We start from the raw sequence: 14618 nt of genomic DNA on the forward strand, positions 1-14618 counted from the left end.
CCATGGCTACTGTCACATTTGATGGAGCAAGCCGCATCTACTCCAAAGACGCGGAGCGCCCCGCAGTTGACCGTCTTAATCTAGATATTTCCGATGGCGAGTTTTTGGTCCTCGTCGGGCCTTCTGGCTGCGGAAAATCCACCAGCCTACGAATGCTCGCGGGCCTTGAGCCGACCGACCGAGGTTCCATTCGGATCGGAGGAAAAGACGTCACTGGAGTCAGCCCATCAGATCGAGACGTAGCCATGGTCTTTCAGAACTACGCCCTGTACCCGAATATGTCGGTCGCGCAGAATATGTCCTTCGCTTTGGAGAACCGGAAAGTACCCAAGGACCAGATTAAGACGCGGGTGCAAGAAGCCGCGAAAATCTTGCAGATGGAGGATCTGCTTGACCGAAAGCCCGCAAATCTTTCAGGTGGCCAGCGCCAGCGCGTAGCGATGGGCCGCGCCATCGTGCGCGAACCAGCTGTATTCTGCATGGACGAGCCATTATCCAACCTAGATGCAAAACTGCGCGTATCCACCCGCGCGCAGATTTCAACTTTGCAACGTCGTCTTGGCACGACCACGGTATACGTAACCCACGACCAGACCGAAGCAATGACCATGGGTGACCGCGTCGCGGTGCTTAATGCAGGTGTCCTACAACAAGTAGATACCACTCGTGAAATCTACGACCGCCCCCAGAACGTCTTCGTTGCCGGCTTCATCGGCTCCCCTGCCATGAATATCTACAACCTCGCGCACACCTCTAGTCAGCTTTCACTTGGATCTACTCGCATCAACTTGGCCAATTACGACTTCGATGGTGCGCAATCCGTTACCGTTGGCGTTCGCCCTGAAGATTGGGTGCACACAGAGGAAGGCGCGGAATTTACCGTTAAGCACGTTGAAGAGCTAGGCAATCAAACCTACCTCTATGGCGACTTGGCAGACTCGGGCGAAAATCTCCAGTCGACGACCCGCATGGGCGGACAAACTGGGATGTTGGTAAGTGCTCGCCGTGATTACACGATTGGTGACACTTTCCGCATTTCCCCAGATCCTGACCGTATCCACCTATTTAGCTCTACTACTGGTGAGCGTCTAAATTAGAGTCGACAAAGCGAAGCTAACAATGTAAATTTTTATTTTGCCCGGTGTAGCAAAAATTGATTGTTACTCGCTTGCCTGAGGCATCCACGCAATTCTGTTTCCCGCGGATATTGCTAAGGCCAACTGCACTCCACGAACGATAAAGCCAATCGAAAGGTAACTAACTGCCGATGCGCTCTCTGAAGAAGATATCTGTCACCGCCCTTGCCACCACCGCCATTCTCGGCACTATCGCCGCGCCGGCCGCGAACGCAAAGAGCGACCCAGTACGTTCCATCATCGATCCTGGAACCTGCAAGGCCATCACCAAGCTGGCTAACGAGGGCAAGCCGGTTCCAGATCCTTCTATCCTCCACGATGAGGACTCTGTGAAACCTTATTTCAGCGATGGCGTACTAAAGTACAAAGTGGCGGATAACTTCCCATACCGCAAGCAGCTGGACGCCGCCGTTGCCGAGTGGAACGAGGCTCTCGAGGGAAAAGCCTCCCTTAAGGAAGTAAAGCCTTCCGAAGCTGATGATGACACCATTTCCATCATCTACAATCCGGATCCCCGCGGCTACGTCCAAGGCTCGGCTTACCCAGATCACAAGTTTGTGTCCATCAAGATGCCCAACGCCACCTACCCTGAGGCGCTCCAAGGCACCATTGCTCACGAGCTAGGCCACATGATGGGCGCGGGACATTCCTGCGCCGGCGCACTTATGGCAGGTTCCAACCAGAACCCGATCTCCTATCACGTAACCCCGCTCGATGCGGCCGCCATCATCCAAGGTCAGTTCGACTAAGCACGCCTCGGCTTCTCCCCTGGTCCTTCACTGGAACCAGGGGATTTTTATATGCCCAGTTTCGGGGCGGTGGATAAGCCACGTTGGGGAAATGTGGGCATCGGCTAGCAGAGCTACTGCTAACGTTGCCCGTATTCAAAGGTTTGCACAAGAAAAGGAGCCTTCTCTATGGAGACGTGGGAACCCACATTGTCCACTGGTCCGCTGCTAGGGATTGCGGTCGCTGCAATCGCTGTGATTTTGGTGCTGGTTATATATTTCAAGCTCCACGCTTTTCTCACTCTGCTGGTGGTCTCCGCGCTGACAGCACTTGCAGCTGGCATACCGCTCGAAGGCATTGTCCCTACGATGACGGAAAGTTTCAGCTCGACCCTTGGCTCGGTGGCGCTTCTGGTGGGACTCGGCGCCATGATCGGCCGGCTCGTGGAAGCTTCCGGCGGTGCTCAGTCGCTTGCCGATGCCATGGTTCGCCGCTTTGGCGAAAATAAAGCACCCCTTGCACTCGGCATTGCCTCGCTGATTATGGGCTTTCCTATCTTCTTCGACGCTGGTCTTATCGTGATGCTGCCAGTTATCTTTGCCGTCGCCCGCCGCTTGAATGGCCCAGTCCTTGCTTTTGGCCTGCCAGCCGCCGGCGCATTTTCTGTCATGCACGTCTACCTGCCACCGCACCCCGGTCCTGTCGCCGCCAGTGAATTCTACGGCGCCGATCTCGGCCTGGTGCTGCTCGTCGGCCTGCTGTTGGCCCTGCCTACCTGGTATATCTCTGGCTACCGCTTTGGACTTTATGCCGGCAAGAAGTTCCCATTCAAGGTCACCGATGCCATCGCCGGGCCTGTCCTTGAAAAGGAAGAACAACCCTTAAAACCAGCCTCTGCCGCCACGGTGATTTCCATCCTGCTCATCCCGATGGTGCTTATCTTCTTCAATACCGGACTCAATGCCCTAGCTTCCTACGGCACCATCGATGCTGATGCCACGTGGGTCAGGTTCTTCGTCATGCTCGGCCAAACTCCAATCGCACTGCTGATTACGGTTCTTATCGCGCTGGTAGTCCTCGGCCTGCGCCGCGGCGTGGAAAAGACGGCGCTGGAAAAGCTCGTTGACTCCTCGCTTGGACCTATCTGTTCCGTCGTGCTCATCACCGGCGCGGGCGGCATGTTCGGCGGCGTGCTTCGCACCTCAGGTATTGGCGATGCGCTTGCCGATTCCCTCTCCGGCCTCGGCATCCCCGTCATCCTGGCCTGCTACCTCATCGCCGTAGCCCTCCGCCTGGCACAAGGTTCAGCCACCGTCGCACTCACCACTGCTGCTGCCCTGATGGTCCCCGCCGTGGAAGCTGGCGGTTTCAACGAACTCCAACTCGCGCTCATCGTTGTGGCCACCGCAGCCGGTTCTGTCTTTGGCTCCCACGTCAACGATTCCGGCTTCTGGCTCGTCGGCCGCCTAATGGGCATGGATACCGTGACAACTCTGAAGACATGGACCGTCAACCAGATGCTTATCTCCGTCATCGGCTTCGCACTCGTCCTAGTCCTCTACGGCGCGGCTGCAGTCTTTTAAGCGCCGGTCTTTATCCAAGCAGCAGCGTCTTCTGCAATATCTTCCGCTGGCCGCGTCACATCGAAGACGCGGCCAGTTTCGTCCTCTTCCAGCGGCTCCAAGGTGTCGAACTGCGACTGCAACAACGACGCTGGCATGAAGTGTCCCGGCCGGTGTTGCATCCGCTTATACAACACATCAAAGTCCCCGTGTACGTGCACAAATGCCACGCCTGGGCAGTACTCACGAATCAGGTCCCGGTATTTTCGCTTCAGTGCACTGCACCCCACCATCGCGCCTTCTGGCCTATCCGCCAGCCATTGACCAATCTGTTTTAGCCACGGCTCCCGGTCCTCATCATTCAGCGGCGTTCCTGCGGCCATCTTGTCGATATTTGCCTGCGGATGCATATCATCGCCGTCGCGGTACTCTAGCCCCACCAACGGAGACAGGGCCTGCCCCACCGTTGTCTTGCCCGAGCCAGAGACTCCCATGACGACGACATGACGGAATTTGTTCTGGTCCATGGCGGCTCCTCGAGTTGGGTTTTCCTGTTCAGTTTATCCGCTTAGAGTCACAAGACCCGAACTGTGAATTTGCGGATGTGGATCTTGACGAGGAGCAGCCTCTTTCCCAAAATTTGCGAGGACTTCTCAATTCCGAAGAAGTCTACAAAGATCCTTGACCCCATAACCGGCTTTTTAAAGTGAGAAGTAGTACTCCTTCATTTTCTTCGCCATCAAACGCAGCCTCCCTGTATCGGTGTTTATAAAGCAATGCCCATCTTCTCCACCAGTCCCCCAGTTCGATTGACCACACTGAAGCAGCTTACGTTGGGCCAAGCGCACAGAGAGCTAAGCAAGATTTTTGAGGGCCTCGGTTACCAATTTCCAGAAGCCCGCATGGTCCAGCTTGGTAGCGACCTGGGTATGGCAGCTGTCATCAGCGGGTTCCCGCAGGTCAGTCACGGTCATGCCGGTGGTAAGTACGCCGGCGAGCTCGACATGCACGGGTGCCTTGCGTGTTCGCACGATGCTCGGATCGATGAGGTAAGCCACCGTGCACGGATCGTGAACCGGAGGATCCGTAAATCCTTGGTTTTGCTGATACGCCTCACGGAAGAAGCCGAAGAGGCCGACAACAAAGTCTGAGACGGGCGTATTCAACGCCTTAATTTCGGCTTCGACCTCGGCGGTGGCCAGTGCCTGGTGGGTCAGATCTAGCCCCACCATCGTGACTGGCCACGGCTCTTCGAAGACGATATGTGCTGCTTCAGGATCGATCTTGATATTGAATTCGGCGACTGGGGACCAATTGCCTTCGTGGTAGCCGCCGCCCATAAGCACAACCTCTTTGACACGCTCTACGATGCGCGGTTCTTTGCGCGCGGCCATAGCGATATTGGTCAACGGACCCGTTGGAACCAAGGTAATGGTGCCGGGTTCATGGGCCATAATGGTGTCGATGATGAAGTCGATGGCGTGGGCATCGGCAAGCGCGGTGCTTGGGTCCGAAAGCTCGACGCCATTGACATCCATGCCGGTGGAGCCGTGGATGGCCTCGGCGACTTCCACGGGGCGCACGAGCGGGCGAACGCAGCCGGCGTAGACCGGAATCTCTGGGTGGCCGGCGATCTCCTTGACCACCAGCGCATTGCGGGCGACTTTGTCCAAGGTCTGATTGCCGCCGACGGTGGTAATGCCCAGCAAATCAATGTCCGGGTTCCCCATGGCCAGGAGCAAAGCCACCGCATCATCGTGGCCGGGATCGCAGTCCAGAATAATTTTTTGCGTCATGTCTCGAGCCTACTTTTGGTCGGTGAAGACTGCCACGGTCTCATCGTGCGGCGCAGCTTCAATTCCTCCGAGCTCACCAGTTGTACCCTGAAAAGCAGTAACCCACCCCGTGATCGGTATAAACCGTCGTGGAAAGGAATTCGCCCCACCATGCCTTCAATTTCTGACCGCCTGACCCAGGCACAGCAAGATTTTAACGCGGTGATTTCCACCATTCCTTTTGATGAGGATGCCGTAGATACTGCACTTACGCTGCGCGGATTGCCTGTTGCTTTTAAAGACATCATGGATATCGTCGGGGTGCCAACGACCTGTGGCACCAACGTGGATATGGGACCGGCTCCGACCAAGAATGCCACGGTGGCACAACGGCTAATGGATGCCGGCGCGATTCCCGTTGCCAAGGCCAACCTCCAGGAGTTTTCCTATGGCATCTTGGGTGACGCCTCCGCGTATGGGCGCGTGATCAATCCTCGCGATCCACAGGTCTGCGGCGGCGGATCCAGCTCTGGGTCGGCGGCGCTGGTTGCGTGCGAGGCGCTAGATCTCACGGTGGGTTCCGATAGCGCCGGTTCCGTGCGCGTCCCGGCCGCCAGCCAGGGCGTCCTGGGTTTTAAGCCCACCACCGGTATAATCCCGCTCGATGGCGTCTTCCCCTTCGCGCCGAGCTTCGATTGCATAGGATTTTTCACCAGCTCCATCGAGCTCATCGAGCAGGCCCTGCTAGCCACGGTGGATGAGGCACCCACTCCGGCCAAGACTGTATCCACCATCGATGTCTCTGCGTTGCAAACCAAAGGTGAGCGCTTCGCTGGTCTGCTGTCTGTGCTGCAGGATTCCACGTTCGCAGCCGTGGAGCGCCTCGATTACTCCCAGCTCGAATCCACCCTCGCTACCACCGCGAAGCTCTACGCGTCGATGCGCCTCAAGGAGGCTTATGACGTCCACCAGCCCTACCTTGACCAGTGGGATAAGTACCAGGATGTCATCTTGGAGCGCGTCCTCGGCGGGCAGGATATTTCTCAGGCCGACTACGACGCTGCAGCGCAGCAGGTAGAAGAACTGCGTACGAAAGCACTGGCGCTTTTCGATGCCTCCCCCATCATCCTCACCCCCACCCTCGACGCCGGCCCCATCAAATGGGACGACATCACTGCAGAAAATACTGCCGACTCCGCCGCCAGCCTGCGCCGCTGGACCGAGCCTTTCAATGTGTTGGGTTGGCCGGCGATCACTATCCCACTGCGCACGAGGGACACCACGGGAGTGGGTGATGCGGTGCAGGTCATCGGCAAGCCGGGCCAGGATCTCACCGTCTTGCGCGTCGCCCGCGAAATTCAGGCACTGCTTTAAGCACACCGCAATTCTGCGCGTCTCTGCCTGCTGACGTCGTTGGTAAGGTGATCGTTATGAGCACTCCAGCACAGCTTGCCGCGCGGTTGCGCGCTGAGGCCGATGACGGCTCCTTGGAGTCATTCTGCTTGGATACCGGCATTGACCTGCTGGTTCTTTTTGGCAGCGCGCACGTAGATGCCACCAATGCTAATGATGTTGACCTTGCCTATTCGGTCGATTTCTCGCGCGCAAAAGCTGAGCGTCCCAACGTGCTCGACGTTGCCACGGCGTTTTACGCCCGCTATGGCGACGGCATCGATCTCATGTGCCTGGATACCGCAGACACGGTGGCGCAACATGAAGCTCTGCAAAAGTGCGAGCTCTTGGTCGATCCGTCCAATTCCAAGTATGGAACGCTGCAAATGATGGCGGCACGGGAGTACATCAATACGGCGTACCGTCGCGAGTTCGAGCTCAGGAGCTTAATGTCATGAGTCCACGGGATTTCCAATCTGACACTATCCGCAAAAGGCTTGTCTCCCTCCGGCGCATACTTGGCGAGCTTGAAAAATACCGGGATTCAGATGCGAAACAACTGCGCTCTGATCTTTCACAAATGTATGCCGTGTTTTCATGCTGCAGCAAGGAATCGATCTTGCCACGGATATTGACCAACACATTGCGGCAACGACCTTAAACGTTGCGGACTCTAGTAGCCGTCGCGGTTTCGAAGATCTCCTTCGCGCGAGCGTTTTACCCGCCGACCTAGAGCAAGATTTCTATAAGAGTCTGGCTTTGCGCAATGTCATTACTCACCACTACGTTGAAGTGGACTTGGGAATCGTCTCCAATTCAATCCCGCGAGTATTAGATGTATATACGCAATACGTTAAATCGATTTCGCGCTGGCTAGCCTCCCGCTAGCACCGTCTTTTCTTGCGTGCGCGGGCGCCAATACGCAGCTTCTACTGCGTTAAGTTCCTTGAAGTGCGAGGACGTCAGTTCATCCATCGCGGTTAAATAGCCACCCACATCCTCGCGCGGTAAGCGCAGGCCCATCGTCAAGTGCGGGGTCCAGCGCGGACCGCGCCCCTCAGGATTGGCGGCGCTAATCTTCCGCGCTGCCATTTCGAGTTCATCGCTAGTTTCTAATAACCACGCCACGGTTCGTTTCCGCTTGGTGCCGAAGATGACATTTCCCACGCGCCGAAACGTCGCCGGAATAACCGCCGGTAAAAGCTCCGCGGCAAGCTCTACAACGTCGGGGTCCATCTCCGGCGCGAAGGGCACCGTAATATGCGGGCGCTGGTTCTGCACGGGGAATCCGCGCTCGGCCAGACCGGCAAAGATCTCCCGAATCTGCTCTTCCTGCTTTCCTGGCAGGTAGAGCAGGATATTATCCGGCGATGCTGTACTCACGATGCGGCTTTCTTCGTTTCAAGTGGGCACGATTCATTCGTGCTCCCCAAGTGCGGGCGGTTTCGGTTCTGTTTCTAGTTCTAGTTCTGTTTCTAGGGTACCGCCGGTCAGCGCTTGTGCGATCTCCGCGATGCTATAGGTCCTTTGCACAGTTTGAGCAAACTCGCCCTTCAAAAATCGCATCGCGCCTTCAGTTGATGCAGAGGAGGTTGCACATCGGACACTGCACACAGGAGGTTGCGCATAGGACCCTGCACATTAGCTCCCGTACATCGGACCCTGCATAGAGGAGGTTGCGCATAGGGCCCTTGCACGCCGGCCCCTGCGCAAAGAACCTTCCAATTCTCTTGTGCTCGTTTAACCGGGTGCCTTTAATAAGAGTATGAGCACATCAGATTCTTCGCCTTTCATTCTCGCCATCACGGCTTGCCCAACGGGTATCGCCCATACCTATATGGCCGCCGAGAACTTAGAGGCCGCCGCCGAGAAGTTGGGCTACCTCATCAAGATTGAAACGCACGGTTCCATCGGCGTGGAGGGCAACTTCAGCGCACAAGACATTGAGCAAGCCGATGCCATTGTCATCGGTGCCGATACCGTCATCACAAAGGACCGATTCCACGGCAAGCGCTTGGTGGCCACCGGCGTGGACGAGGCCATCAAGCACCCCGAGCAGCTGTTGACCAAGTCCTTGGAGGCAGCAGAGTGGAAGGGGGAGGATAAGGGGACATCGGCAAGCGAGGCAGAGGACACCGCGGAAGATGCTGGGCTGCGCGGTATTGGGCAGACCATGTACAAGGCGCTGATGAACGGCGTTTCCCACATGATTCCCTTCGTGGTTACCGGCGGATTGCTCATCGCCGTGGCGCTGTCATTGGGTGGCACGCCCACGCCGGAAGGACTGTCGATTCCTGAAGATAGCTTCTGGAATACGCTCAATGAGCTCGGTGGCCTGGCATTTTCGCTGATGGTGCCGGTCTTGTCGGGCTACATTGCTGTTGGCATCGCGGATAGGCCGGGGTTGGCACCGGGCCTTATTACCGGGCTCATCGCCACAACCGGTTCGCTGTACGGGTCCGAGGCTGGCGCTGGATTCTTGGGCGGTATCGTCACCGGTATCCTCTCCGGCTACGTGGCACTTGCGATCAAGAAGATTCCGGTGCACAAATTCATCGCGCCGATTTGGCCGATTATCGTCATCCCGATTTTCACCACGTTGATAGTGGGCTTGGCCTTCATCTATTTCATCGGCGCACCGATTGCCACCGCCTTTGAGGCCATGACCGAATACCTCAGCGGGCTGGAAGGCTCATCGGCGATTGTGCTGGGTCTTATCATCGGCGCGATGATCGCTTTCGATATGGGTGGGCCGTTCAATAAGACTGCCTTCCTGTTTGGCGGCGGCATGATCGCCGCGGGAAATGCCGCCCCGATGGGTATGACCGCCGCCGCGATTGCGGTCCCGCCGCTCGCCGTGGGCGTGGCTACCCTCCTGCGCCGCGGTTGGTTCAATAAGGCGGAAAAGGACTCCGGTATCGCCGCACTATTTATGGGATTTTTCGGCATCATCGAAGGCGCCATTCCCCTGGCCGCGGCGCGCCCCCTGCAGGTCATCCCGGCCAACGTGGTGGGCGGTGCCGTCGCCGGTGCCATGGCCGGCGCGTTTGGCGTCCGAGATCATGTCATGCACGGCGGCCCCATCGTCGCCGTTCTCGGCGCGGTGGATCAGGTGGCCTGGTTCTTCCTGTCCATGCTCTGCGGCGTTGCCGTGTGTGCCGCGCTCATGCTCCTGCTCATTCGCCTGACCCAACGCTCCCCGGAAACAGAGGAGAACACGGAGGAGCCCACAGTGCTCCCGCTTCTCGGTACCTCTACCATCAGCCTCGATGAGCCACTCGGTAATGACTCCGAGGCCGTCATCAAGTCGCTCGTTTCCCTCGCCGCAGCCGATGGCCGCATTAGCGACGCCGCTGCGGTTGCCGATGCCGCCCTTCACCGCGAGTCCCAACACTCCACCGGCGTGGGCCACGGCGTGGCCATCCCGCACGCTCGTTCCGCTGGGGTTACCACACCGACGCTGGCCTTCGCCCGGCTTCCCGAAGGTGGCATCACCTGGGGCACCGGAGAAGGACCCACGAGCTTAGCCTTCCTTATCGCCGTGCCCGATGACGCTGGGAAACAGCACTTGAAGCTACTGTCCACCCTCGCCCGCGCCATCATGAAGGAAGATTTCCGCGCCCAACTGCACGCGGCCAGCTCTCGTGAAGAAGCAGAAGAGGTTATCGCCTCTGTCCTCCAAGTCGAGCCACAAGCCGCCGTGGAGTCTTAGTCTTCTGCCTTGGCCTCAGCCTGCCCAGCAAGGAGCTGTTCCACCGATACCACGCCCCCGAAAACGTAACCGCCTTCACAAATGGCAGTGGCACGGGTTACACTAAGATTCACACTTATTGTTCAACAATTAAGGACGGTGTTGAATGGCTTCGCTCCACATTGATCTCAACGCGGACTTGGGTGAAACCACCGCTGGCAACCCGGTAGCCGATGATGCCGCGATGCTGGAGATGGTCTCTTCTGCCAATGTCGCCACCGGCTTCCACGCCGGTGACCCGCACTCCATTGCCCAGACCCTTGAGGCCGCGGCGCGTGCGGGAGTAACGGTCGGTGCACACGTGGGCTATAACGATCCGGCCGGCTTCGGCCGCCGCTTCATCGACTACAACGCGGCGGAGCTCGCGGACGAGATCACCTACCAAATTGGTGCGCTTGACGCGCTGGCGCGCGCCAATGGCACACGGGTGTCCTACGTGAAGCCGCATGGGGCGATGTACAACACCATCGTCAAGGACGAGGCACAGGCCAAGGGTGTCATCGCGGGCATTAAGGCCTTCGGGGATCTACCTGTGATGCTGCTGCCGGGCGGCCGCGCGGTCGATATTGCAGAATCGCAAGGCCTCACCGTCATCCGCGAGGCATTTGCGGACCGCAATTACAACCCCGATGGCACGCTGGTCTCACGCAAGCAGGACAATGCGGTATTGGGGGATGAAGGGGATGTCGTCAAGCGCGTGCTAGAAGTCGCCCAAACCGGATCCATTACCGCCATCGACGGCACGACGCTCGATGTCGATGCCCAATCCGTGTGCACCCACGGTGATTCACCGGGATCCGTGAAATTGCTGCGCGGTGTGGTCGAGCGCCTCAGCGCGGAAGGAATCGACATTCGGAGCTTTATCTAATGCCGCATATTCACTTCGTTGGCACCCGCGCCCTGCTCGTTGATTTAGACGGGCTCGAGCAGGTCATGGCGTGGCATGCTGCGCTGTCTGCTAAACCGCTCAAGAACCAGGTGGATTGCATTGCCGCTGCCACCACATTGCTCATTACCTTTGAGGCGCCTAATTCCGCGCGCGCGGCCGCAGAGTTCCTGACGGACTTCTCCCCTGCCGCCGCTACCGCAAAAGAGGCGCGCACGGTAGACATCGACGTGCTTTACGATGGCGAAGATGTCGACGCCGCCGCCGAGCTCCTCGGCATGTCGCGCGAGGCCTTAATTGACTGGCATACCTCTACCGAGTGGACTGCCGCCTTTGGCGGCTTTGCTCCCGGCTTTACCTACTGCGCGCCCTCCGATCCTGCCCAGGCCAAGGCCGTGTCCCGCCGCTCCGATCCGCGCACGGCCGTTCCGGCTGGCGCCGTGGGCATCGCGGGCGAGTTCTCTGCGGTCTACCCGCGCGTTTCACCAGGTGGCTGGCAGTTGCTCGGCACCACCAATACCCCGATGTGGGATTCGCACGCTAACCCACCCGCATTGGTGCAGCCCGGTGACCGCGTGCGCTACCGCGCGGTGGACGAGCTACCGGACTTGGTGGATCGCAGCGCGGAATCCAAGCGCTCGCCGGCCCGTCTGCCCCGCATGGAGGTCCTCGATGCCGGCCTGCTCACGCTTTTTCAAGACCTTGGCCGCCCCGGCGTAGGCGACCTTGGCGTAACACCCTCCGGTGCCGCCGATCACGCCGCCGCGGCAACCGCGAATGTCGCCGTGGGCAATCCGCGGGGTGCGACGGTGCTAGAAAATATCGGCGGCATTAAGCTGCGCGCGCTGACCGATACCGTCATCTGCGTTACCGGCGCCACCGCCCGCGTCCGCCTGGGGGAGATGCCCGTGCACCTCGCCCGCCCGGTGCTCGTTACCGCTGGCCAGACCGTGACGGTCGGTGCCGCAACGGTAGGCATGCGCAACTACGTTGCCATTCGCGGCGGCATCATTGCCGAATCCGAACTGGGGTCCTCTTCCACCGACGTGCTTTCTGGCCTCGGCCCCGATCCCGTCACCACTGGCGATGTCATCGGCGTGCTGCCGCGCTCGACCGGCATGACGGATGCGCAATTGGTCAATCCTCTGCGCGTATCCGCCGATTCCACTGGCAAAACGCGCGCGACGCTGCGCTGCGTGCTGGGTCCGCGCGATGACTGGTTTGGCGATAATATCTCTACCTTCCTGGATACCGAATGGGTCGTTTCCTCTGATTCCAACCGCGTTGGCCTCAGGCTTTCCGGGGCGAAAGACGGCGCGGAGGCTTCTGAAGCCTCCGCAGATGGGGACATCACCGTGCAACGCGTGAAAGACGGCGAGTTGCCCTCCGAGGGAATGGTGGCCGGCTCCATCCAGATCCCGCCGAATGGCAAGCCGGTGGTCTTCCTGCGCGACCATGCCGTCACCGGCGGCTATCCCGTCATCGCCACCGTCTTGGAAGAAGATATCGACATCGCCGCGCAGCTCCCGCCCGGCGCGCGCGTGACCTTCCGCCTCGTGACACCTCAAGCTTTAAATACTGGAGAAGAAAATGCAGATTAAAACCGTCCTCATTGCTAACCGCGGCGAAATCGCCGTGCGCATTGCCCGCGTGGCCCGCGACTTGGGCATTAAGTCCGTCGCCATTTATTCCGAGGCCGATGCCGGTGCCCTGCACACCCAGGTTGCCGATGAAGCCTATGCGCTGCCCGGCAATACCGCCGCCGATACTTACATGAATATCCCGGCGCTGCTGGATATCGCCGTGCGCGCTGGCGCCGATGCCATCCACCCGGGCTACGGTTTCCTCTCCGAAAACGCCGACTTCGCCCGCACCGTCACCGATGCCGGCATGGTGTGGATCGGCCCATCCCCGGAGTCCATCGAGCTGTTGGGCGATAAGATTGCCGCGCGCCGCGTGGCTGAAGAGGTCGGTGCGCCCCTGGCTCCGGGCACCTCAGATCCCATCGATGATTGGCAGGAGGCCCGCGCTTTTGCCGAGGAGCATGGCCTACCCATTGCCATCAAGGCCGCTTATGGCGGCGGCGGGCGCGGCCTTAAGGTCGTGGACTCCATGGATGAGATCGAGGGCGCGTTTAACTCCGCCGGGCGCGAGGCCATGGAGGCCTTCGGCCGCGCCGAGTGCTACGTGGAGAAGTTCCTGACCCACCCGCGCCACGTGGAGGCGCAGGTCTTGGCGGATACCCATGGCAACGTCCGCGTGCTGGGCACCCGCGATTGCTCCACCCAGCGCCGCTTCCAAAAGCTCATCGAGGAGGCCCCTGCGCCCGCGCTTTCCGATGCCCAGCGCACCGGCATCATCGAAGGCGCGCGCTCCATTTGTTCCCACGTGGGCTATACCGGCGCCGGCACCGTGGAATACATCGTTTCCGAGGACGGCACCATCTCCTTTTTGGAGGTCAATACCCGCGTCCAAGTCGAACACCCCGTAACCGAGGTCGTGACCGGCACCGATATCATCGCCGAGCAATTCCGCATCGCCGCGGGCGAGCCCCTGTCTATCTCTGAGGATCCGGATTCCACCGGCCACGCCTTTGAGTTCCGCATCAATGCCGAAGACATCCTCAACGGTTTTGCCCCCTGCCCCGGCACCATCGTCTCCTTCGAGCCGCCCACTGGCCCCGGCATTCGCGTCGATTCGGCTGTCCGCTCGGGATCCATTATCCCGCCGTACTATGACTCGCTCATTGCCAAGCTCATCGTGTGGGGCCCCACGCGCGAGGTAGCCCTCGCCCGCTCGCGCCAGGCGCTGCGCGAATTCGACGTCTCCGGCGTGCGCACCGTGCTGCCCTTCCACCGCGACATGATGGACGAGCCAGCACTTATTGGCACTGCGTCTTCCGCTGAGGCCGATGCCGGCGCCAGCGAAATCGGCGTCTTTACTGACTGGCTCGACCACAACTACCGTCCCTCTGCCGCCAACCAGGTAGACAAGGTCGAGGCCATCTACACCAAGCGCCGGACGGTCGCGGTGGAAATCGATGGCAAGCTCGTCAATATCGGCGTGCCCATGGACTTCCTCGCAGGCGCCGGTGCCGGTGCCGGCGCTGGTGCGGGCGGCGCGGACGGTTCTGGTGCCACCGCTCCCTCGACGGCCGGGGCGCAGTCCACCGACGATAACGCGGTCACCTCCCCCTTCGAGGCCAACCTCGTGGCCTGGAATGTATCCGATGGCGATAGCGTCTCCGAGGGCGATTCCATCGCCACGGTCGAGGCCATGAAGATGGAATCTGCCATCAAGGCCCCGCGCGGCGGCACCATCAAGATCCTCGCTAAGGAGGGCGACCGCCTGGATTCCGCGACGGTGATTGCGACCATCGACTAGCGC

General features: G+C 59.5%; 13 protein-coding genes. 10 read left to right on the forward strand and 3 right to left on the reverse strand.

What is annotated here, in order from left to right:
* Positions 1 to 2 precede the first annotated feature (2 nt).
* The 3 genes from ABRP95_RS03860 (at position 3) to ABRP95_RS03870 (ending at position 3448) form a co-directional block, all read left to right on the forward strand.
* Positions 3 to 1097 carry an ABC transporter ATP-binding protein gene (locus ABRP95_RS03860; RefSeq protein ID WP_284770047.1) on the forward strand — a complete coding sequence of 365 codons (1095 nt, stop codon included), beginning with the start codon at positions 3 to 5 and terminating at the stop codon, positions 1095 to 1097.
* 170 nt (positions 1098 to 1267) lie between these two features.
* Positions 1268 to 1885, forward strand: a complete 618-nt coding sequence (locus tag ABRP95_RS03865) for a zinc metalloprotease (RefSeq protein WP_349838972.1) — start codon at positions 1268 to 1270, stop codon at positions 1883 to 1885.
* Between the two features lie 168 nt (positions 1886 to 2053).
* Positions 2054 to 3448 (forward strand): GntP family permease, encoded by a 1395-nt coding sequence (locus ABRP95_RS03870; protein ID WP_284781784.1) that lies wholly within the window; start codon positions 2054 to 2056, stop codon positions 3446 to 3448.
* On the opposite strand, the gene ABRP95_RS03875 is transcribed toward ABRP95_RS03870, so the two are convergent.
* Together ABRP95_RS03875 and uriH are read right to left on the reverse strand one after the other, a co-directional pair.
* On the reverse strand, positions 3445 to 3954 hold the full coding sequence (locus ABRP95_RS03875; protein WP_349838973.1) for a gluconokinase: 510 nt from the start codon (positions 3952 to 3954) through the stop codon (positions 3445 to 3447). The genes ABRP95_RS03870 and ABRP95_RS03875 overlap by 4 nt on opposite strands.
* A 327-nt stretch (positions 3955 to 4281) precedes the next feature.
* Positions 4282 to 5223 (reverse strand): uridine-preferring nucleoside hydrolase UriH, encoded by a 942-nt coding sequence (gene uriH, locus ABRP95_RS03880; protein ID WP_349838974.1) that lies wholly within the window; start codon positions 5221 to 5223, stop codon positions 4282 to 4284.
* Between the two features lie 150 nt (positions 5224 to 5373).
* Here uriH and ABRP95_RS03885 point away from each other — a divergent pair, with 150 nt between their 5' ends.
* From ABRP95_RS03885 to ABRP95_RS03895, 3 genes are all read left to right on the forward strand, one after another.
* Positions 5374 to 6576, forward strand: coding sequence for an amidase (locus ABRP95_RS03885; RefSeq protein WP_349838975.1), 1203 nt, complete (start codon positions 5374 to 5376; stop codon positions 6574 to 6576).
* A 56-nt stretch (positions 6577 to 6632) separates the two neighbouring features.
* Positions 6633 to 7052: a hypothetical protein gene (locus ABRP95_RS03890; RefSeq protein WP_284781797.1), complete on the forward strand. Its 420-nt coding sequence runs from the start codon at positions 6633 to 6635 to the stop codon at positions 7050 to 7052.
* A gap of 139 nt (positions 7053 to 7191) precedes the next feature.
* Entirely contained in the window at positions 7192 to 7482 is a 291-nt protein-coding gene (locus ABRP95_RS03895) for a HepT-like ribonuclease domain-containing protein (protein WP_349838976.1), read from the forward strand.
* On the opposite strand, the gene ABRP95_RS03900 is transcribed toward ABRP95_RS03895, so the two are convergent.
* The gene (locus ABRP95_RS03900; protein WP_349838977.1) at positions 7468 to 7977 is read right to left on the reverse strand and encodes a 2'-5' RNA ligase family protein; all 510 of its coding nucleotides are present in this window, start codon (positions 7975 to 7977) and stop codon (positions 7468 to 7470) included. The two genes, ABRP95_RS03895 and ABRP95_RS03900, sit on opposite strands and share 15 nt — an antisense overlap.
* Positions 7978 to 8359: 382 nt before the next feature.
* On the opposite strand from ABRP95_RS03900, the gene ABRP95_RS03905 reads away from it, so the two are divergent.
* The 4 genes from ABRP95_RS03905 (at position 8360) to ABRP95_RS03920 (ending at position 14615) form a co-directional block, all read left to right on the forward strand.
* Complete coding sequence (locus ABRP95_RS03905) at positions 8360 to 10306, forward strand: fructose-specific PTS transporter subunit EIIC (RefSeq protein ID WP_349838978.1); 1947 nt, start codon at positions 8360 to 8362, stop codon at positions 10304 to 10306.
* A gap of 145 nt (positions 10307 to 10451) precedes the next feature.
* Positions 10452 to 11213 carry a LamB/YcsF family protein gene (locus ABRP95_RS03910; RefSeq protein WP_284849874.1) on the forward strand — a complete coding sequence of 254 codons (762 nt, stop codon included), beginning with the start codon at positions 10452 to 10454 and terminating at the stop codon, positions 11211 to 11213.
* Positions 11213 to 12832, forward strand: coding sequence for a 5-oxoprolinase subunit B/C family protein (locus ABRP95_RS03915; protein WP_349838979.1), 1620 nt, complete (start codon positions 11213 to 11215; stop codon positions 12830 to 12832). The genes ABRP95_RS03910 and ABRP95_RS03915 overlap by 1 nt, the downstream gene beginning before the upstream one ends.
* Positions 12822 to 14615 (forward strand): ATP-binding protein, encoded by a 1794-nt coding sequence (locus ABRP95_RS03920; RefSeq protein WP_284770060.1) that lies wholly within the window; start codon positions 12822 to 12824, stop codon positions 14613 to 14615. The genes ABRP95_RS03915 and ABRP95_RS03920 overlap by 11 nt, the downstream gene beginning before the upstream one ends.
* Positions 14616 to 14618: the final 3 nt, after the last annotated feature.

Source organism: Corynebacterium sp. KPL2895 (genome assembly GCF_040225815.1).
Classification (GTDB): Bacteria; Actinomycetota; Actinomycetes; order Mycobacteriales; family Mycobacteriaceae; genus Corynebacterium; species Corynebacterium rhinophilum.